This is a genomic window from Pseudomonas sp. ASL9, assembly GCF_056680335.1.
The window spans coordinates 4,144,195-4,164,359 of sequence record NZ_CM155277.1; the positions used below are offsets into that span (position 1 = coordinate 4,144,195).

The window sequence follows — 20,165 nt, forward strand, 5'->3', positions numbered from 1 at the left end:
GCGAATTTATTCGCGAAGGCGTCAGATCAGGCGATACATCCTCATCTGACGGCACTCACCCCATCCAGCGTTGAAAACGAGGTGTCTTTAGCGGTCAGCAGAAAATCACGCATGTACGGCGCGTCGAGCATGTCGGCGCGGATGCCGGCGTACAGCGTGGCGAATAAGCCTTTTTCGCCCAGACGCTTGGCCTTCACATAACCCCGTGAGCTGTATTCATGCAGCGCCCAATGGGGCATGCCACATACGCCGCGTCCGCTGGCGACCAGTTGCATCATCATCACCGTCAACTCCGAGGTGCGTACCTGCGCGGGTTCAACATCGGCCGGCTCCAGAAAACGGGTGAAGATGTCCAACCGGTCACGCTCTACCGGGTAGGTGATCAAGGTTTCCTTGAGCAGGTCTTCCGGGACGACATAGGGCTTGTTCGCCAGCGGATGCTGATTGGCGACCGCCAGCATGGCTTCGTAAGTGAACAACGGCACGTAAGTGATGCCCACCAGCTCCAGCGGATCGGAGGTCACCACCAGGTCCAGATCGCCACGGGCCAGTGCGGGCAGCGGCGCGAAAGAAAAACCGGACGACAGGTCCAGCTCGACTTCCGGCCATGCGTCGCGGAACTGGTCGATGGTTGGCATCAGCCACTGGAAGCAGCTATGGCATTCGATGGCCATGTGCAGGCGCCCCGCAGTACCGCCGGCCAGACGAGCAATATCGCGCTCGGCGCCCCGCAGTTGTGGCAACACGGAATCAGCCAACTGCAACAGGCGCAGCCCGGCACTGGTGAACCGTACCGGTTTGGTCTTACGCGTGAACAGCGACATGCCCATGCGCTCCTCCAGCTCTTTGAACTGATGGGACAAGGCAGATTGCGTCAGGTGCAGGCGTTCGGCGGCTTCCACAAGGCTGTCGGCCTCGCGCAAAGCGTGCAGGGTTTTCAGGTGGCGGATTTCCAGCACAACAGGCTCCATGAAAAAACTTTGTGATCAACACGAATACAATGAGTTTGTCTCATGTTGGTCGGACTGTCGACAATAGCGTCATCTTTTATCGGGAGGACGTTGTCATGGCCTTGGCCCACAATCTTGGATTTCCGCGCATCGGCGCTGATCGTGAATTGAAAAAAGCGCTGGAAGCGTATTGGAAAGGCGATCTTGATCAGGCGGGGCTGCGGGCAGTCGGCCGTGAAGTGCGCGCTATCAACTGGCAGTTGCAGAAAGACGCCGGGATAGATCTATTGCCAGTGGGCGACTTCGCCTGGTACGACCAGGTGCTGACTCATTCGCTGACCTTCGGCGTGATCCCTGAACGCTTCGCTGGCACTAGAGATGGCGCCGGCTTGCCGACGCTCGATACCTTATTCGCCATGGCCCGTGGCGCCAGTGATCATTGCTGCGGCAGTCATCATGGCCAGGCGCAATACGCTCAGGAACTGACCAAGTGGTTCGATACCAACTACCACTATCTAGTCCCTGAGTTCACTGAGGATCAGCGTTTCCAGCTGAGCTGGGAGCAGTTGTTCGAAGAGGTCGACGAAGCCCATGCGCTCGGTTATGCCGTCAAGCCGGTGTTGATTGGCCCTTTGACGTATCTGTGGCTGGGCAAAGCCAAGGGCGACAGCTTCGACAAACTTGATTTGCTGGAACGCCTGCTGCCGTTGTACGGCGAAATCCTCGGACGTCTGGCGGCGCAGGGTGTTGAATGGGTACAGATCGATGAACCGATCCTGACCCTCGACCTGCCACAAGCCTGGAAAAACGCGTTTGAACGCGCTTATCACAGCCTGCAATATTCGCCGTTGAAAAAACTGGTGGCCACCTACTTCGGCGGCCTGGAAGACAACCTTGGGCTGGCGGTGGCGCTGCCAGTGGCGGGCTTGCACATCGATCTGGTGCGTGCGCCGGAACAGCTGGCGGCAGTGCTTGACCGTCTGCCGACCTATAAGGTGCTGTCGTTGGGTGTGGTCAACGGGCGTAATGTCTGGCGTTGCGACCTGGACAACGCGCTAGAGCAGCTGCAACGGGCTCAAAGCCGTTTCGGCGACAACTTGTGGGTGGCCGGGTCGTCCTCGTTGCTGCACAGCCCGGTGAACCTGCAGCGTGAAGACACGCTCGATGCCGAACTGAAAAGCTGGCTGGCCTTTGCCGTGCAGAAGTGCGAAGAAATAGCGGTGCTCAGCGCGGCCTTGAACGATCCGCAGGCTGCGGCAGTGCAGGCAGCTTTGGTTGAGAGCCGCGCTATACAGCTCAGCCGCCAGCAATCACCGCGCATCCACAACCCCCACGTCCAGGCACGTCTGGCTGCGATCACTGCGGCTGACAGTCGGCGTCAGTCAGCCTTTGCCGAACGCATCGAGCTGCAACGCGCGCGGCTGAACCTGCCACCGTTTCCGACGACCACCATTGGCTCGTTCCCACAGACCGCGTCCATTCGTCTGGCGCGTCAGGCGTTCAAACAGGGCACCTTGTCGGCCAACGATTACACCGAAGCCATGCACCGAGAAATTCGTCATGCGGTGGACGTTCAAGAGTGTCTTGGGCTGGACGTACTGGTGCATGGCGAGGCCGAGCGTAATGACATGGTCGAGTACTTCGCCGAGCAGTTGGACGGGTATGCGTTCAGCCGGTTTGGCTGGGTTCAGAGCTACGGCTCACGCTGCGTGAAACCCGCCGTGATCTTCGGTGACCTGAGCCGTCCGCAGGCCATGACGGTTGAATGGACACGCTACGCTCAGAGCCTGACCGACAAGGTCATGAAAGGCATGCTCACAGGCCCGGTGACCCTGCTGATGTGGTCGTTCCCGCGTGAAGATGTTTCACGCAAGATTCAGGCGCAACAGTTGGCACTGGCGATCCGTGACGAAGTACTGGATCTGGAGCAGGCCGGCATCAAGATCGTGCAGATCGACGAAGCGGCCTTCCGTGAAGGGTTGCCGCTACGCCATGCACAGTGGCAGGAATATCTGGAATGGGCGGTGGAGGCTTTTCGCCTGTGCGCTTCTGGCGTGCGTGATGAAACCCAGATTCACACTCATATGTGCTACAGCGAATTTAACGACGTGATCGAATCAATTGCCGCCATGGACGCCGACGTAATCACCATTGAAACCTCACGCTCGGACATGGAATTGCTGGAGGCCTTCAAGGCATTCGACTACCCGAATGACATCGGGCCGGGCGTCTATGACATCCATTCGCCGCGAGTGCCGGAGATCGCCGAGATGGTCAAACTGATGGCCAAAGCGGTCAAGCACATTCCTGCTGAACGGCTGTGGGTCAACCCCGACTGCGGCCTGAAAACCCGTGGCTGGGCCGAGACTGAAGCGGCGCTGGTGAACATGGTGGCGGCGGCACGGCAACTGCGGCGCGAGTTGGTGTGATCACAACCATAGAATCTCCCACAGTGGTACGCGATCTACCGTGGGAGTGAATTCATTCGCGAAGGCGATTTAGCCAGACAAATACAGCTAACAGTTGAACCCGGACCACTGGGCAGCATTCATCAAATTGTCATGCAACTGTGGCAGCGCGCTTTGAAAAACATCATCAAACTTCGCACCTACTGGGGATTTGCGGCTTGGTGTTTTTCATGCGGGTGTTTATTTTTTGGGTCGCACTGTTGTGCGGCCTGCCTTCTTTTGCGGCTTCTCGATGCGACGTCAACGTCCCCACGCAAGTGGCCGACCTCAACGAGGTGCACCTGGCCTATCAGAGCATAGGGCGTACCTCCGATCCTGCGCTGGTCTTGGTGATGGGGTTGGGTGGCCAATTGATTCACTGGCCGGATGAGGTGGTGGTCGCGCTCTGTCAGCAGGGCTTTCGGGTCATTCGTTACGACAACCGCGATGTGGGTTTGTCCACGTGGGTACAGGCGCCAGCCAGTCCCAACCTCACTTATGAAGTCCTGCGCTACAAGCTTGGCTTGCCGGTTTCGGCGCCTTATAGCTTGACCGATATGGCCAATGACGCCTTGGGCTTGATGGATGCGCTGCATGTTCGGCAGTTCCATGTGTTGGGTGCGAGTATGGGCGGGATGATCGCTCAGCATCTGGCGGACATAGCGCCGGATCGCGTGGAAAGCCTGACCTTGATCATGACCAGTTCCGGCGCGCCGGGTTTGCCTGAGCCAAGCCCGGCGTTGCTGCAATTGCTGGCCCGACGCAGTGCGCCGAATCGCGAGGTGGCCATTGAGCAACAGGCGGACTTGCTGGCTGCCCTAGGCAGTCCGCAGGTATTGGATGATCGCAAGATGTTGTTGCAGCAGGCGGCGACCTCTTATGATCGTGCCTTCAATCCCGATGGCGTAAAGCGCCAGATTCTGGCGATTCTGGCCGAGTCCAGTCGCGTAGAGCTGCTTGATCGTCTGCGCCTGCCGACACTGGTGGTGCATGGCACCGCCGACCCGTTGTTACCGGTGATGCACGGCATCCATGTCGCCGCGCATATCCATGGCAGTCAGTTGCGCTTGATTCCAGGGTTGGCCCACCGTTTCCAGGAGGCGTTCAAGGCGCCGCTTCTGGCGGCGGTTCTGCCGTATCTGAAAGCGCATCAACACGATGGCAGTCATATTGCGCAGTTGTAGCTCAGGTGAAAAAGACGCCTGTGAAGGTGTAAGGTGCAAACTTTCCCACGGTGATAAGTGAGCGAGGGTTCCATGAGCACGCCCCTGAAAATCGATTTCGTTTCTGATGTGTCCTGTCCCTGGTGTGTGGTTGGCCTGCGGGCGTTGACCCAGGCGCTGGAAGGGCTGGGCGATGAGGTCAAGGCCGATATTCATTTCCAGCCGTTCGAGCTCAATCCGAACATGCCCGCTGAAGGTCAGGACATCAACGAGCATATCTTCGAGAAATACGGATCGACGCCAGAGCAGTCGCGGCAAAATCGCGAAGTGATCCGCCAGCGCGGTGCAGCGTTGGGGTTTACCTTTTCGCAGGGGGACCGACGTATCTACAACACCTTCGATGCTCATCGCCTGTTGCATTGGGCGGAGCTGGAGGGCAAGCAGCAAGCGTTGAAAGAAGCCTTGTTCGCCGCGTACTTCACCGATCACGCCAACCCTTCGGATCATGAAGTGCTGGCCGCCGTGGCTGAACAGGTGGGCTTGGACCGCCAGCGTGCCGAAGCGATTCTGGTTTCAGGCGAATACGCTGCCGAGGTCCGTGAACTGGAACAGTTGTGGGTTTCGCGTGGGGTCAGCTCAGTGCCAACCATCGTCTTCAACGATCGCTATGCCGTGTCTGGGGGGCAACCGGTGGAAGCGTTCACCGATGCCATTCGCCAGATTATTGCTGAGGCTGCCGAGCAGCAATAACGCGTCACAGGGTCTTACCGCACAATCTTGTCCACATGGATTTCCAGCTTTTTCAGCCGATACCACAGGCTGCGCTCGGAGACGCCGATCAATTGCGCGGCGGCGGCCTGAACGCCATGGGTTTCATGCAGGGCCGCGAGGATGTAGGCTTTTTCCACTTCGGCGAGGGCTGCATCCAGGTCCTTTGGGATCCCTGGGCCTTCGTTGAGCAGGTTGATGACGCTGCTGTCTACAGGGTGCGAGCCGAACAGGTAGGCCGGCAGATCGCTTTCTTCAATGGTGTGGTTGGAGGCGACGATGGTGGCGCGCTCCACGCAGTTTTGTAGCTCGCGGATATTGCCTGGCCATGGGTAATTGGCCATCGCCAGCATGGCTTCCGGGCTGAAGCCGGTGATGCGTTTGCCCGCAGTCGCGCCCAGCGTGTGAGCAAAATGCAGGGCCAGCGGCGCGATGTCCTCGGTCCGCTCGCGCAGAGGGGGCAGGGGGATCGGGAACACGTTCAAGCGGTAGTAAAGGTCTTCACGGAACTCCTTTTTCGCCACCGCTTCGAGCAAATCTTTGTTGGTTGCGGCAATCACTCGCACATCAACTTTGCGCTCACGCGAATCACCCACGGGCTCGATCACGCGCTCCTGCAAGGCGCGCAGAATTTTCGCCTGCAACGCCAAGGGCATGTCGCCCACTTCGTCAAGAAACAGCGTGCCCTTGTCAGCCTGCATGAAACGGCCGACGCGATCAGCCACGGCGCCGGTGAACGCGCCCTTGCGATGGCCAAACATCTCGCTCTCGAGCAAGCCTTCGGGGATTGCGGCGCAGTTGACCGCGATAAAGGGTTTGTCAGCGCGGTTACCGTGTTTGTGGATGGCGCGGGCAACCATCTCTTTGCCGGTCCCGCTTTCGCCGGTCAGCAGGATGGTGGCATTGCTTTCACGCACCGAATCGACTGCTTGCAGCACTTGGCGAAAGGCCGGGCTTTCACCGACCAGGCTGTCGATCTGCTGATGCTGGTCGAGTTCGGCGCGCAGGCGTGCGTTGTCGCGCAGGATGTCGCGAAACTGCAGGGCCTTGTTGACCGTGATGTCCAGCTCGTCGATATCAAAGGGCTTGCTGATGTAGTCATATGCGCCATTACGCATCGACTGCACAGCGTTTTTCACCGTGCTGTAGGCGGTCATGACGATCACGGGCAACATTGGGAAGCGGACTTTGATTTCAGCCAGCAATTGCGGGCCATCCATGCCTGGCATGCGCCAGTCACTGATCACCAGATCGATCTCTTCGCGTTCGAGCACGGCCAAGGCATGCAGGCCGTTGCCGGCAGTGAACACCTGGATATCATTTTGGCTCAGCGCTGAAGCCAGCAGGTCGCAGAGCTTGGGCTCGTCATCAACCACCAGCACGTTATGGCTCATGACCGCTCTCCATCATAGGCTGGCAAGTACAGATTGAACGTCGCTCCGACGCCTATTTGGCTGACGCATTCCACCCGGCCATCGTGGTTTTCCATGATCGAGAAGACCTTCGCCAAACCTAATCCGGTGCCGGATGCCTTGGTCGTGACAAAGGGGCTGAAGATACGGTCGATCATGTCTGGTTCAATGCCGTGGCCGGTGTCGGAAATACTAATGACCGTTGTTTCCTGAGCGATAGCAATGCCCACCGTCAAGCGCCCGCCCGTGGGCATCGCGTCGATTGCGTTGAGGATCAGATTCAGACAAGCCTGAGTCAGTTGCCGAGCGTCGGCATAAATCGTGGCATTGGCGTCGTGCTCGATGATCACCGCTTCGACGTGGTGGATCGACAGCTCCGGGGCGCAAAACCCCAGCAAATCATCCAGCAGAGGCCTGGCCAGTTGCGTGGAGCGGATCGGTGCGCTGGGTTTGGCGAAGTCGAGGAACTCGGTGATCAGGTCGTTGATCCGGGTGACCTCGGAAATCACGTACTCCAAGTGGCGCATGTCGGTTTCGGGCAGCTGCGCGCGGCGGTGCAGCAACTGGGTGGCGGTCTTGATAATACCTAGCGGATTGCGGATCTCGTGGGCCAACCCCATGGCCACCTCGCCCAGGGTATGCAAACGATCGCGGCGGCGCAGTTGTGCTTCCAGGTGCTGGAGCTCTTTGAGGCGTTCGGTCATGTCATTGAAGGTCACGCTGAGCTCGGCCAGCTCGTCGTTTCCGATGACCTCGACGCGCTGACGATAATCGCCGGCGGTTACGGCCCGCACGCCTTCGGACAAACCGCGCAACGGCTTGGTCAGGCGTTGGGAAATCAACCAGCCGACGCCCAGCGACAGGGCTGAGCCGAACAATAGAATAAGCATGAATAAATTGGTCTGATTGACCAGTCCGACCAGGGTGGTATGCCTTAGTAGTCCACTGAAAATGACGCCTTGAAGCTCCCCGGTGTCATTGAAAATCGGGGTATACAGGCCGGCGTAGCTGCTGGTGGACTGTTCGCTGGGCTCTTTGGTCTCGCGCAAGATTTGTTCGATTCTGGGTGGCACGACCGCCGGGTGGTTCATAAAGCGCTGTGTCGAAAAAATCTCGCTGAAGCCCCCGGCATCTCTCATATACAGCCGCAGGTCGAGGGAGTGTACGTCGGCCACGCTGGTGAGGAAGCTGCTGTCCAGGTAGGTCCCGATCAGTAACTCATAATCGACGCCATCCTGAGTAGACTGATAGGTCGACACCACGACACCTGTGAACACGCTGCCGTTGTGGATGGTTTGCAGTACCGCGTTGGGCGCGATACTGATCTGTTCGATGATGTTGTCGGCAACGGTGGAAAACACCACTTTGTGGTCACTGCTGCGGATTAGTGCGACCACGTCGATGCCCATCGCATTGGCGAGATCGGAGGTCAATTTATTGTGCCTGGCCGCAGAGGGTGCGGACGGGCGGGTGTTTTGCAGGAACAGCTGAGAGACCCTGGCGTTGACACGCAGAATTTCGCTGATTTCGTCCTGGACGATCCTGGTCGATTCTTGCAACCAGGTGCTCACGTTACTTTCAAAAATCTGCGACAACGTAGTCGCCGCCAGTTCGGCGGCGATCATTGTCGGAATTACGCTGACCAGCCAGAACGCCAATACCAGCTTGCGCTGTACGGTCCAGCGCGAAAGGGTAAACACCGTTCGGGTGCGGCTTTTTTCTTCGCTCATCAACGCTCGCTTATCGCAGCAGCCATGCCAAGGTCAAATCGCTCCGGTAGAAGGAGCATTTGCCCGGTTTCAATACAGTCCCCCAGCACACCGGGAAAACAATCGCTGCAAACGGCGTACTTGCTTGCCTGACGGCAGCAGAAAGAGTGAGGGGTGAGCATGGTGAGGTCAGGCCAGTTGTCGATGATTATTCAAAGAGACAGCATGGGGTTTCGGTTGTTCGGTCACGCTACCTATAAAGTCCGCGCTCAGGGTGATCACCTTACGATACTGCAGGTCCACGGTGATCATGTGATAGCAGTTGTCGAGCAGCACTTTAGTCACCGGCCCGCCAAGGTGTTTCTCGACATAGTCGGCATTCCAGCGGCTGGTGATGTCGTCTTCGATTGAATGCAACACCAACGTAGGCGTGGTGACCGAAGGCATTTCTCGTTTCACGACCGCGACCAATCGATGCAGCTCGCGAACGTTGACACCCGACATGGTCAGGAGTCCGGCATTGCTGCTTTCGCCGGCTTTCATCTGACGCTCGACGATAGCCCGCAAGCGTGCGTCCTTGATCCCGTAAGGCGAGCTCTCGTTGAAGCGGCACAGGTGCACACCAAACGGGATCGCCATGACCAAATGGCTCAACTTCGCTACTTTCGGCATGTTCCAGCCATCGTAGCGCAGGGTCGTCGAATACAGCAGTAAACCGGCGATTTGCCCCGGATGCTCGGCAGCCATGTGCATGGACATCACAGCGCCCATCGACAGCCCGCCGACGAACACCTGTGCGTGGCGTTGGCGGATGCCGACAAAGGCCTTGCGCGCGCTCTCGTACCAGTCTTTCCAGCCCGTGGCTTGCAGGTCGGCGTTGTCGCCGCAGTGCCCGGCAAGCGTGGGTACGTACACGGTGTACCCCCGCTTGGCCAAGCCTTGGGCAACCCGACGTAACTCCGTCGGGGTGCCGGTCAGGCCGTGGATCAACAACACCGCGACCGGGCCACTGCCGAGAACGAAACTGGCGTTACCTTCGCCCATATCGATCTCTGGCAGGTTCACCGCTTCATGGCCCGATGCAGCAGGCGGTCGAGCAGGGCAATGCCCAGATCGATTTCTGCGTAGCTGATTTCCAGCGACGGTGCCAGGGTGATGACGTTTTTGTAGTAGCCGCCCACATCGAGGATCAGGCCCAAGCGCTTGCCGTCGATTTCGATGTCGCCCTTCATGCCTTCGTCAACCATGAAGTCGAGTGTGGCCTTGTCCGGGGTGAAGCCATCCGGGCCGCAGATTTCCGCACGCAGTGCCAGGCCCAAACCGTCGACGTCGCCGATGATCGGGTAGCGTTTTTGCAGATCTTGCAGGCCAGCCAGGAAGTACTTGCCCTTTTCCATGACCATCGCGCCGTAGTCGACTTCGGAGGTCATTTTGAACATTTCCAGACCTACCGCAGTACCCAGTGGGTTGGAGGCGAAGGTGGAGTGAGTCGAGCCTGGCGGGAAGATTTTCGGGTTGATCAGTTCTTCGCGAGCCCAGATGCCGCCCAGTGGGTTGAGGCCGTTGGTCAGCGCCTTACCAAACACGATTACGTCGGGTTTGACGTCAAAGTGTTCAATGGACCACAGCTTGCCGGTGCGGAAGAAGCCCATCTGGATTTCGTCGACTACCATCAGGATGCCGTGTTGATCCAGGACGTGCTTGAGTTCGCTGTAGAAGTTCATCGGCGGGATAACGTAGCCGCCGGTGCCCTGAATCGGCTCGACGTAGAAGGCTGCGTATTCGCACTGGTTGGTTTTCGGATCCCAAACACCGTTGTATTCAGTCTCGAACAGACGGGCGAACTGCTGAACGCAGTGGGTGCCATATTCTTCTTTGGTCATGCCTTTCGGGCCACGGAAGTGGTATGGGAAAGGAACGAATTGCGCACGCTCGCCGAAATGGCCATAACGGCGACGGTAGCGGTAGCTGGACGTGATCGATGAAGCGCCCAAGGTACGGCCGTGGTAGCCGCCTTCGAAAGCGAACATCAAGCTTTTGCCGTTGCTGGCGTTACGCACGACTTTCAGCGAGTCTTCGATAGACTGCGAGCCGCCGACGTTGAAGTGAACGCGACCGTCCAGACCGAATTTGTTCTTGGCATCCACGGCGATCATTTCTGACAGCTCGATTTTGCCACGGTGCAGGTATTGGCTGGCAATCTGCGGCATGGAGTCGATTTGTTGCTTGAGCGCGTTGTTCAAGCGTGGGTTGGCGTAACCGAAGTTGACAGCCGAGTACCACATTTGCAGGTCGAGGTAAGCCTGGTCACTGGTGTCGTAGACGTACGAGCCTTCGCAACGATTGAAGATACGCGGCGGGTCGATGTAGTGAACGGTGTCGCCAAAGGAACAATACTTGGCTTCTTTCTCCAGAAGAATCTGGTCTTCTGGGCTCGCGATACGAATGTCAGACATGGTGGAAAAGTTCCTGCTGTTCAAGAGGGATGCTGATTGCATGGGCCGGTTCGAGGTGTGGCAAACGGGCGAGCAGAGCGGGTAAGTCGGCAAAAGAGTCGAAGCGGGCATAAGGGATGCCACTGCGTTCGCAATGTTCTGCCAGGCGATCTTTGGCGAATACGAAGTCGGCGGTCCCGGCCACGCACATGTCTGATTGACCGTCGCCGATCACCAGTATGCGTTTGCCTTTGGGGGCGGACTTGCATTTGCAGTTGCCGGAGGCTGCGCGGCAGGCATCGCTGGAGTGCGGGAACTCGATGCGCCAGCTATCCTCATCAACTTGACGCAGGCGATTGGCAATGATCGGCAACAGCGGGCACTCATGTCGCGCAAGAACGCGGGCGATGCCTTGTTCGATGCCGTCGCTAACGATGTCCAGTGTGGCGCCGCGGCTCAGGATAAGATCCACGAAGTCAGGAAATGCCGGGTCTATATCGACGGTGTCGAAATAGCCGAGAAGCTCTGATGGAGAGGCTTTCACCAAGGCGAGCTGCCGACCCAGGCATTCTCGCGAACCGATCTTGCCAGAGAGCCATTCGTCTTCGATGGCCTCCCAGCTAGGGTCGGCGAAACGCTCGAGGATGTTATCCACAGCGTCGGTCCGGGTGACGGTCCCATCGAAATCACACACGATATGCCAGTGCATCATCTGCAGGTGCCTATTTGATAAGGTCGATCAGGTAAGTAGAGCGCGCGTTTTGCGCTTGCACTGGGGTACAGCATGGACTGTGCCAATATGGGTTAACCCCGCTGCCAGTGGGTCTTGGCAACAGTGGCCGGGCACGGGGGGCTAGCAAGCTACAATTTTTGTAGCTTGCTACAAACAACATAAGTGCTTGCATAAGAGGGCCTGTTTAGGCGTACATGCGCGCACGTTCTTCCGTACGAGATAGTTTTCATGCCTTTTTCCAGGCTCAATCGCTGTGTTTTACTCACTGCATGTGCTTTGGGTTTCAGCGCGGCTGGGCAGGCCGAGCCAGTCATTGGCGACCTTGGTATGGCGCTCAGCTATCAGCCTCATGATCCCAGCGGCAGCCGTTACGAAGCCCGGGTTTTGCCCTACATGGATCTCACTTGGGGAGACTTCAGTCTCAGCTCGGACGATGGTTTGTCCTGGGATGCGCTGAAGGATGATGGCTGGAGCGCCGGCCCGTTCGTCAAATACGTCCCAGGCCGTAACGGCAACGGCACATTGCGCGGCTTGCGTGATGTGTCGGATATGGGCGAGGTCGGTGGTTTCGTGCAATACAGCCCTGCAGATTTCTGGCGTGTGTTTGCCCAAGTCGGTCAGACCGTGGGTGGTAGCGACAGGCAAGGCGGGATGCTGGGCCGGATCGGTGGTGAGCTGGGTTTCCCTCTGGGGTTGGGCGTCATTGGCGATACGTCAGTGACGGCGAACTATGCGGATGCTCGACAGACTCAAACCTTTTACGGCGTGAGTGCCCAGGAGGCGCAGGCCTCAGGCATCAGCCGATACAACGCCAGTGGCGGTCTGCAGAACGTCACCCTGACCCAGGGCGTGCAGTTTCCCCTCGCTCACGGCTGGTTGCTGCTGACCAGCGCCAGTTGGATCCACCTGGTCGGTTCAGCGGCGGACAGTTCAATCGTCAAACAAAAGGGCAATGATGACCAGGGCGAGCTCAATATTGCCGTGGCTTATCATTTCAAAGGCCTCTAAGGGCATCGCTCAGGCAGGTGGCATCTCCATTACGTGGGCGCTGCTTGTCCTTCCGCCAATAACACAATCCCGCCAATGATGACGCATACCCCCAGCCAGTGCAGCGGGCTTATCGTCTCGCCTAGGCCCAGCCATGAGCCGAGCAACACCACCACAAATACCAGTGAGCTCAAGGGGAAGGCCAGCGACAGGTTGCTGCGGCGCAAGATCAGCATCCAGCTGAGGAACGAGCCGATATAGCAGAAAATCGCCACCATGACTGCCAGGTTGTTCACCGCAGCCAGTAGCCAGCTCAAGCCAAACGGAATGGATGCCAACCCGTCACCCCCCACTTTCAGCGAGATTTGCGCGCCGCTTTCAAAGGCTATCAATAGTGCCCATAGGCCGATGCTGGCGCCGCGACCTTCGATCCAATTGTGTGTCATAGAGACCTCAAGCACCTGTGGCGCAAACCAGCATGACGCCGGTAGTGATGACGACAGTGCCAAGCCAGCGTCGTCGACTGACGGTTTCGCCCAACACAAGGCGCCCGCCAAGCACCACGCCGCAATAGCTCAGGCTTATCGCTGGAAACACCAGGCTCAGCGGTGCCAATGACAGTACCTCCAGCCAGGCAACGAAAAGGACGGAATAACAGGTAACCCCACACCACAGCAGGGGCGCACCGGCGATTTGTCGCCAGAAATAACGCAAGCGAAAGCCGCCGACGTGCTCGGGCAGCCGATCCAGACCGAGCTTGAAGGCGAGTTGGCCAATGACATCGAGCACGATGCACAGCGCGATCAGTAGGATCACGGTAGGGGTCAAGGGAACAGCTCCTGCCAATTGGCCGAGGGAAAGTGGATCGGGTGAATGCAAGGGATGGGCCAGTGCAGGGATGCGACGGCCTGCACAGTGGATCTGCGACCGGCACAGAATCATTGTGGGAGCAGGCTTGCAACTACGCGTCCCGCTGCGAATGTGTCGACGCGGTTATCCGTGAAACCGAATCCAGAACGTCACGAGCAGTGTCGCCGCGACCAGCCACGCCAATGCCGCCAGGGCAAGGGAGACTTCCAGGCGCCAGCGGTCGACCATCAGGTACAGCGCTGCCAGGTAAATGAAGTAGGGAATGATCGACCACATGCCAAACAGGATGGTGGTCTTCAAATCGTCCAGTGAACGACCCTTACCGACGATGTAATGGGCAATCAGAGCGAAGGTCGGGAATAACGGAACCAGACCGGCGATGTAGTAATTTTTTGTTTTGGCCAGCGCGGCCAGAATCACCACCACGGCAGCACCCAACAAGGCTTTGAAAATCAGGTCCACAATGGCCTCCGGTCAAACAACCCGTAAGTGATTGAAAAATAAAATATAAATTGCACAAGCTTTTCAGCCAAACCCTGACCCCCTGTAAGCGCGCTTGCAACTACGCGTCCCGCCGCGATGGAGCGCGAAGCGGTCCCAAAACGCTGAGTACGGTTCTCACTGGTAGAGTCGAGCGAGCTGATTTACGACTGCTACGCAGCCGATCGCGGGCAAGCGCGCTCCTATAAAACTGATTTTTAATCCTTTAAAAACAATGTTTTGGCGCTGATCTTGATGTATATATTCGGCATTTTGGTGTGCTGGAATTACGGTTTCGCTCTTACAGCGAGGAACCTTTTACAAGCGCCTAAAAGGTACCCCAAAACGCCTGCCCCTCCATGCGGATCCTCGCTTAGGCTCGGATTTCCCTCGCTCCGGCGTTGCTCCGGGGGTCGCCGCAAGGGGCCATCCCTGGCCCCGTGCGGCTTACTCGGCATCCTTGCCTCTTACCCCCCTGCGCAACGCCTGCGCTCGGCCTTCTGGAAAAGGGGCCTTGCCATAATTCGATACTCAATTCACATAAAATCCCAACGGCAGATCAAAATTCTGTGGGAGCAGGCTTGCCTGCGAAGGCTGCGTGCCTGACACACCACTAAACGATCACACCACGCAAATCAAAACCAGTTTGCTGCGCGACAGCGCGTGGCCTTTTATCCAAATGGCAAATGGCAAATGGCAAAGGGGTTGGATCGATCAACCCAACCCGTATTTTTTGACCTTGTCGAACAGCGTGGTCTTGGCCATGCCCAGTTCCTGACTGGCCTGACTGAGGTTGCCTCCGCTGCGTTGCAAGGCATCGCCGAGCAGGGTTTTTTCGAATGATTCCACTGCTTCGGCAAAGTCCAGACTGTTACTGGTGATGCTGGCGCCGGCCTTCTTGAAGGCTGGCAGGCCGAGGGCGTAACGCTCGGCGACGTTGCGCAGCTCGCGCACGTTGCCCGGCCAGTCGTGGCTCATCAGGCTCGATAGCGTCTGACGATCCAGCTCCGGGGTTTCGCGGTCGAAGCGTAACGCCGACAGCTGCAAGAAGTGTTCGAACAACTGCAGAATGTCCTCGCGTCGCTCCCGCAAAGGCGGCAGTTCCAGGGTGACCACATTCAGCCGGTAATACAGGTCACTGCGAAATTGACGGGCCTTGCTCAACTCGTCCAGATCGGACTTGGTCGCGGCAATCACCCGACAGTCCACGGTGACGCTCTGGTTCGAGCCCAGGCGTTCCAGCGTACGCTCCTGCAAAACCCGCAGCAGTTTGATCTGCAGGGTCATCGGCATGCTTTCGACTTCATCGAGAAACAGCGTGCCGTTATGGGCGTGCTCTATCTTGCCGATGCGACGTTTGCCCGCGCCGGTAAACGCGTTGGCTTCGTGGCCGAAAATCTCGCTTTCAAACAGGTTCTCCGGCAGGCCTCCGCAGTTGAGGGCGACGAATTGCTGAGAATGGCGGCGACTGAAGTCGTGCAGGCAGCGGGCAACCAACTCCTTGCCAGTACCGGTTTCACCTTCAATCAGGACGTTGGCTGAGGTGTCGGCCACGTTGCTGATTAATGCCCTCAGGTTTTGCATGGCCGGCGAGCGTCCAATGATTCGGCCCTCCAGTGAGTTACGCTCGGCCAGTTGCCGGCGTAGCGCCCACACTTCACGTGCCAGGCCGCGTTGCTCCAGAGCCCGTCGAGCCACTTCCACCAGACGCTCCGGGGAGAAGGGTTTTTCCATGAAGTCGTAAGCACCGTCGCGCATCGCGTTGACGGCCATGGAGATGTCGCCGTGTCCGGTAATCAGCACCACCGGCAAGCTGCGGTCTCGCGCCTTGAGGCGAGTCAGCAGTTCCAGTCCGTCGATTCCCGGCAAGCGGATATCGCTGATGACGATGCCCGCAAAATCTTCGCCAATCCTTGCCAACGCCTCTTCGGCACTGCCCACACCTTCACTGGGAATGTCTTCCAGGGCCAGGGCTTGCTGGCAACCGAGGAGGACATGAGGGTCGTCTTCGACGATCAGAACGGTCAGGTCGCTGTTCATGCTTTCAGGCTCATTAATAGCGGCTCATATCAGCTCGGCTTCGCGAGGTTCGGGCGGATTGAGCAGTGGCAGGCTCAAGACAAAAGCAGTGCCGCCGCTGGGAGGATGTTCTGCACTGAGACTGCCACCGGCTGCCGCAGCGAGGCTTGCAGACAGGGTCAGGCCAAGGCCAAGGCCGTGTTCGCCCGGTTTGGTGGTGAAGAACGGTTCGAATAGATGTTTGCGCGCTTCGGGGCCGATGCCATGACCGTTGTCACGCACATAGAGGCGGTAGCGACCGTCGGCGATTTCACCTTCGAGCCACAACTCGGGCAGCGGCTGGGCCTGCATGGCATCCAGGGCGTTGCCGATGAGGTTGACCAGGATTTGTTCCAGGCGCGTTTGATCGATTCGCAAGGCTACGTCCTCAAAATGCTCATGCAGTGTGAGGTCGAAGTTCTCCAGTCGGCCATTAAGTACCTGCAATGCGGCGTCGACGGCCTTGCGCAACGATGCTTGGCCTTTGTCATCGCCACGCCGGGCAAAGGCGCGCAGGCTGGCAGTGATCCGGCCCATACGATCGACCAGGTCATTGATGGTTTTCAGGTTGGTGCTGGCGGTGTCCAGCGCGCCGCGCTCGATGAAGCGTATGGTATTGCCGGATAAGGTGCGCAAGGCGGCCAAGGGTTGATTGAGTTCGTGGGCGATGCTGGTGGACATTTGGCCGATGGCGGCGAGTTTGCCGGCCTGGACCAGTTCATCCTGAGCGCGACGCAATGTGTCTTCGGCAAGGCGCCGTTCGCGGATCTGGGCCTTGAGGCGTTCATTGCTGGCGCGTAGATCGGCAGTGCGCTCGGCAATTTTGCGTTCGAGTTCATTGTTGGCCTCTTGCAGCGCTTCGCGGGCGGCCAATCGAGTGGCGATCACTTTGCGCCGCTCGTTCCAGGCAATCAGCAGAAATGCCACCAGCGCGCAGGCCACCGCTACCAACATTCCCTGGCGCGCGGCTTCGCTGCGCAACTCTTGCAGGGGCGTAAGCAACGTCAGGTGCCACGGTGTATCGTTCAGCCTTCGTGTCTGGGCCAGGTAACTGACTTCGGTATGGTCGTGATCGACGCTGGTATTGGCAGGGAAGGTCAGCTTCTCGACGCCTTCGGCCAACTGCTCGCGGGCCAGCGGCACCAGTTCATTGAGTGGCCACCAGTAATACTGCAGGCTGCGTGCGAGCCGCTCCTTGGTTTCCGGCGTCAGCGGGCGAACTGATTTCAGGCGGCGCGCTGGGTCGCTGGACAGAATGATGATGCCGTTCTCGTCAGTGACGAAAGCTTCCAGGCGAGCCCGTTGCCAGCGCTCCTCCAACGCTTCGAGGCGCACCTTGATCACCGCGACGCCAATAATCTTGCCTTGCTCTTCCAGGCCGTGGGCCAGGTAATAGCCGGGCTCGCCGGTGGTGCTGCCAATCCCGTAGAAGCGCCCCGGCAGACCCCGTATCGCATCCTGAAAATAGGCGCGGAACGACAGGTCTTCGCCCAGATAACTGTCGGCATCACGCCAGTTGCTGGTGGCCAGCACGCGCCCGGTGGTGTCGAGCACGTAAATCGCCCTGCTGCGACTGCGGCGATTAAGGCCTTCCAGGTAATCGTTGACGTTCTGGCGAAGCTCTGGGGTTGGGTCGTTCAATAAGCGCGATACATTCCCTTCCAGTTCAAGCACGCTCGGCAGGTAGGTGTATTTGCTGATTTCGCTTTCTACGGTGCGGGCGTGCAGCTCCAACTGCCGTTGACCGTTTTCGCTCAGGGCTTGAACGCCGTTGCGCTCGCTGACCAGATAACTGACATAGCCCAGCGCGACCATCAACAAGATGACCAGCGGGGGCAGAAACAGGTGGCGTATCAGGCGGGGTTTCACGGCAAGTGATGGCGGCGCGGCGCGATAGAGGTTGGGATCGCATTTCATCACAGTCGTCCGGGACCGACCAGCGGCCTGTGCCCAATAACTGTGGGCACAGACAGCCGGACTTACTTAGTGTTGCAGGATCTTGGCGAGGAAGTGTTGGGCACGCTCGGAGCGCGCGGTCACATCACCAAAGAACTCTTCTTTTGCACAATCTTCGACGATCTGCCCCTGATCCATGAAAATCACCCGGTTCGCCACTTTACGGGCGAAGCCCATTTCATGGGTTACGCACATCATGGTCATGCCTTCGTGGGCCAGTTGCACCATGACATCGAGCACTTCGTTGACCATTTCAGGGTCCAGGGCCGAGGTGGGCTCATCGAACAGCATGACCACCGGGTCCATCGCCAACGCACGGGCAATCGCCACACGTTGCTGCTGCCCACCGGAAAGTTGGCCCGGGTGCTTGTTGGCGTGGGCGGACAGGCCAACACGCTCCAGCAGTTGGAGACCTTTTTTGGTGGCTTCAGCCTTGCTGCGGCCAAGGACCTTGATCTGGGCGATGGTCAGGTTTTCGACGATGCTCAGGTGCGGGAACAGTTCGAAGTGCTGAAACACCATGCCAACCCGCGAACGCAGTTTGGGCAGGTTGGTCTTGGGGTCGCTGATCGAGGTGCCATCGACAATGATGTCGCCCTTCTGGAAGGGTTCCAGTGCATTCACGCACTTGATCAACGTCGATTTGCCAGAGCCGGATGGACCGCAAACCACCACCACTTCACCTTTCTTGACCTCGGTGCTGCAATTGGTCAGCACCTGGAAGTCCCCGTACCACTTGTCGATATTCTTGATTGAGATCATACGGCAAACCTTTTTTGCAGGCGCTTCACCAACTGCGAGGCGGCAAAGCTGATCGTGAAATACACCAGACCGGCGAAGATCAGGAACTCATTGGAGCGGCCAATGATGTCGCCACTGGAGCGCGTGGCATTAAGGAAGTCCACCAGGCCGACGGCATAAACCAGCGAAGTGTCCTGGAACAAAATGATGCTCTGCTGCAACAGCAGCGGGGTCATTTTGCGAAACGCCTGAGGCAGGATGATCAAACGCATCATTTGCCCGTAGTTCATGCCTAACGCCTGGGCTGCGCCCATCTGGCCTTTGGGAATGGACTGGACGCCGGCACGCACGATTTCGCAGAAATACGCGGCCTCGAACATCATGAACGCAACCAGACAGGAGGTGAACGCTCCGATCGGGGTGTCTTCGCCAGTGATCCAGCGCAGCACGAACGGCACCGCCAGATAGAACCAGGTGATTACCAGCAGCAGCGGGATCGAGCGAAAGTAGTTCACGTAAGCGCCGGCGAGCCTTGCCAGCAACTTGCTCGATGACAGGCGCATCAATGCCAGGACAGTACCCAGTGCAATGCCGCCGATGACGCCCAGCGCCATCAGTTGCAGGGTCATGATCATGCCGTTCCACATGCCCGGCAGGGCGGGAACAATTCCACTGAAGTCCATTATTTACCTCCCAGGGAAATCAGCCCGGGCACCGCAACTTTCTTCTCGATCATGCGCATCAACAGCATCAGGCTCATGTTCAAGGTGAAGTAGATCAGCGTCGCCAGGGTGAAGGCTTCGAACAGGTTGGCGGAGAACTCGGCGGTCTGTTTGGTCTGCGCAAGCAGCTCCATCAGGCCGATCAGAGAGGCTACGGACGAATTCTTGAAGACGTTCAGAAATTCCGAGGTCAGGGGTGGAATGATGATCCGGTACGCCTGGGGCAGCAGTACGTTCCAGTAGATCTGTGGCAGTTTGAAGCCCATGGCTCGCGCCGCTGATTCCTGACCAGCAGGCAGTGCCTGGATACCCGTGCGCACTTGTTCGCAAACCCGTGCGGCGGTGAACAGACCCAGACAGACCACGACACTTAGAAAGGCCGACGTCGTGGGGTTGAGGTCTTGCTTGTACCACTGCTGAAGATTGTCAGGCAGCAGGTCAGGTATCAGGAAGTACCAGATAAACAATTGCACCAGCAGCGGCACATTACGGAAGATTTCCACGTAGACCGTGGCAATGCCCGACACCCAGCGGTTAGGCACAGTACGCATTACCCCGAGCACCGAGCCCAGCGTTAGCGCGATGATCCAGGCAGCAACGGCGATGGCAATGGTCCAGCCCAGACCGGTGACGTACCAGTCCAGATAGATTTCGTTGCCTATGCCGGTGGACTTTAGGAAAACGCCCCAGTCCCAGTTGTAATTCATCAGGGTCTCCCCTCAGTTGGATCGATT

18 protein-coding genes are annotated in these 20,165 nt (G+C 58.2%); 4 read left to right on the forward strand and 14 right to left on the reverse strand.

Annotated features, from left to right (window positions below; all coding sequences use genetic code 11):
* Window positions 1–41: 41 nt before the first annotated feature.
* A complete protein-coding gene (gene metR, locus AC1ME2_RS19190) occupies window positions 42–959 on the reverse strand; it encodes a transcriptional regulator MetR (protein ID WP_480442221.1) in 918 nt (305 codons plus the stop codon).
* A gap of 107 nt (window positions 960–1,066) precedes the next feature.
* Between metR and metE the strand changes: the two genes are divergently transcribed.
* The 3 genes from metE to AC1ME2_RS19205 all read left to right on the forward strand — a co-directional run bounded on the left by metE (window position 1,067) and on the right by AC1ME2_RS19205 (window position 5,310).
* On the forward strand, window positions 1,067–3,379 hold the full coding sequence (gene metE, locus AC1ME2_RS19195) for a 5-methyltetrahydropteroyltriglutamate--homocysteine S-methyltransferase (RefSeq protein ID WP_480435931.1): 2,313 nt from the start codon (window positions 1,067–1,069) through the stop codon (window positions 3,377–3,379).
* 209 nt (window positions 3,380–3,588) lie between these two features.
* Window positions 3,589–4,581, forward strand: coding sequence for an alpha/beta fold hydrolase (locus AC1ME2_RS19200; protein WP_480435932.1), 993 nt, complete (start codon window positions 3,589–3,591; stop codon window positions 4,579–4,581).
* A 72-nt stretch (window positions 4,582–4,653) separates the two neighbouring features.
* On the forward strand, window positions 4,654–5,310 hold the full coding sequence (locus AC1ME2_RS19205; RefSeq protein WP_480435934.1) for a DsbA family oxidoreductase: 657 nt from the start codon (window positions 4,654–4,656) through the stop codon (window positions 5,308–5,310).
* Between the two features lie 14 nt (window positions 5,311–5,324).
* Here the strand turns inward: AC1ME2_RS19205 and AC1ME2_RS19210 are convergent, their stop codons facing one another.
* The 5 genes from AC1ME2_RS19210 to AC1ME2_RS19230 all read right to left on the reverse strand — a co-directional run bounded on the left by AC1ME2_RS19210 (window position 5,325) and on the right by AC1ME2_RS19230 (window position 11,596).
* Entirely contained in the window at window positions 5,325–6,722 is a 1,398-nt protein-coding gene (locus tag AC1ME2_RS19210; RefSeq protein ID WP_480435935.1) for a sigma-54-dependent transcriptional regulator, read from the reverse strand.
* Window positions 6,719–8,470: a sensor histidine kinase gene (locus tag AC1ME2_RS19215; RefSeq protein ID WP_480435937.1), complete on the reverse strand. Its 1,752-nt coding sequence runs from the start codon at window positions 8,468–8,470 to the stop codon at window positions 6,719–6,721. Before AC1ME2_RS19215 ends, AC1ME2_RS19210 begins: the two co-directional genes overlap by 4 nt.
* Window positions 8,471–8,638: 168 nt before the next feature.
* Window positions 8,639–9,514, reverse strand: coding sequence for an alpha/beta hydrolase (locus AC1ME2_RS19220; protein WP_480435939.1), 876 nt, complete (start codon window positions 9,512–9,514; stop codon window positions 8,639–8,641).
* Complete coding sequence (locus AC1ME2_RS19225) at window positions 9,511–10,905, reverse strand: aspartate aminotransferase family protein (protein ID WP_480435941.1); 1,395 nt, start codon at window positions 10,903–10,905, stop codon at window positions 9,511–9,513. Before AC1ME2_RS19225 ends, AC1ME2_RS19220 begins: the two co-directional genes overlap by 4 nt.
* Complete coding sequence (locus AC1ME2_RS19230) at window positions 10,898–11,596, reverse strand: MtnX-like HAD-IB family phosphatase (protein ID WP_480435943.1); 699 nt, start codon at window positions 11,594–11,596, stop codon at window positions 10,898–10,900. Before AC1ME2_RS19230 ends, AC1ME2_RS19225 begins: the two co-directional genes overlap by 8 nt.
* Before the next feature lie 249 nt (window positions 11,597–11,845).
* Here AC1ME2_RS19230 and AC1ME2_RS19235 point away from each other — a divergent pair, with 249 nt between their 5' ends.
* On the forward strand, window positions 11,846–12,625 hold the full coding sequence (locus tag AC1ME2_RS19235; RefSeq protein ID WP_480435946.1) for a MipA/OmpV family protein: 780 nt from the start codon (window positions 11,846–11,848) through the stop codon (window positions 12,623–12,625).
* A gap of 29 nt (window positions 12,626–12,654) precedes the next feature.
* Here the strand turns inward: AC1ME2_RS19235 and AC1ME2_RS19240 are convergent, their stop codons facing one another.
* The 8 genes from AC1ME2_RS19240 to AC1ME2_RS19275 all read right to left on the reverse strand — a co-directional run bounded on the left by AC1ME2_RS19240 (window position 12,655) and on the right by AC1ME2_RS19275 (window position 20,138).
* Window positions 12,655–13,050: an EamA family transporter gene (locus tag AC1ME2_RS19240; protein ID WP_480435949.1), complete on the reverse strand. Its 396-nt coding sequence runs from the start codon at window positions 13,048–13,050 to the stop codon at window positions 12,655–12,657.
* 7 nt (window positions 13,051–13,057) lie between these two features.
* Window positions 13,058–13,432, reverse strand: a complete 375-nt coding sequence (locus AC1ME2_RS19245; protein ID WP_480435951.1) for a DMT family transporter — start codon at window positions 13,430–13,432, stop codon at window positions 13,058–13,060.
* A 165-nt stretch (window positions 13,433–13,597) separates the two neighbouring features.
* The gene (locus tag AC1ME2_RS19250) at window positions 13,598–13,927 is read right to left on the reverse strand and encodes a GlpM family protein (RefSeq protein ID WP_219062347.1); all 330 of its coding nucleotides are present in this window, start codon (window positions 13,925–13,927) and stop codon (window positions 13,598–13,600) included.
* A 741-nt stretch (window positions 13,928–14,668) separates the two neighbouring features.
* Window positions 14,669–15,994 carry a two-component response regulator AauR gene (gene aauR, locus AC1ME2_RS19255; RefSeq protein ID WP_480435954.1) on the reverse strand — a complete coding sequence of 442 codons (1,326 nt, stop codon included), beginning with the start codon at window positions 15,992–15,994 and terminating at the stop codon, window positions 14,669–14,671.
* Window positions 15,995–16,018: 24 nt separating this feature from the next.
* Entirely contained in the window at window positions 16,019–17,929 is a 1,911-nt protein-coding gene (aauS, locus tag AC1ME2_RS19260; protein WP_480435956.1) for a two-component sensor histidine kinase AauS, read from the reverse strand.
* A 66-nt stretch (window positions 17,930–17,995) separates the two neighbouring features.
* Entirely contained in the window at window positions 17,996–18,730 is a 735-nt protein-coding gene (locus AC1ME2_RS19265; protein WP_480435959.1) for an amino acid ABC transporter ATP-binding protein, read from the reverse strand.
* The gene (locus tag AC1ME2_RS19270) at window positions 18,727–19,395 is read right to left on the reverse strand and encodes an amino acid ABC transporter permease (protein ID WP_480442224.1); all 669 of its coding nucleotides are present in this window, start codon (window positions 19,393–19,395) and stop codon (window positions 18,727–18,729) included. Before AC1ME2_RS19270 ends, AC1ME2_RS19265 begins: the two co-directional genes overlap by 4 nt.
* A complete protein-coding gene (locus tag AC1ME2_RS19275) occupies window positions 19,392–20,138 on the reverse strand; it encodes an amino acid ABC transporter permease (protein WP_480435961.1) in 747 nt (248 codons plus the stop codon). The genes AC1ME2_RS19270 and AC1ME2_RS19275 overlap by 4 nt, the downstream gene beginning before the upstream one ends.
* Between the last annotated feature and the right edge of the window lie 27 nt (window positions 20,139–20,165).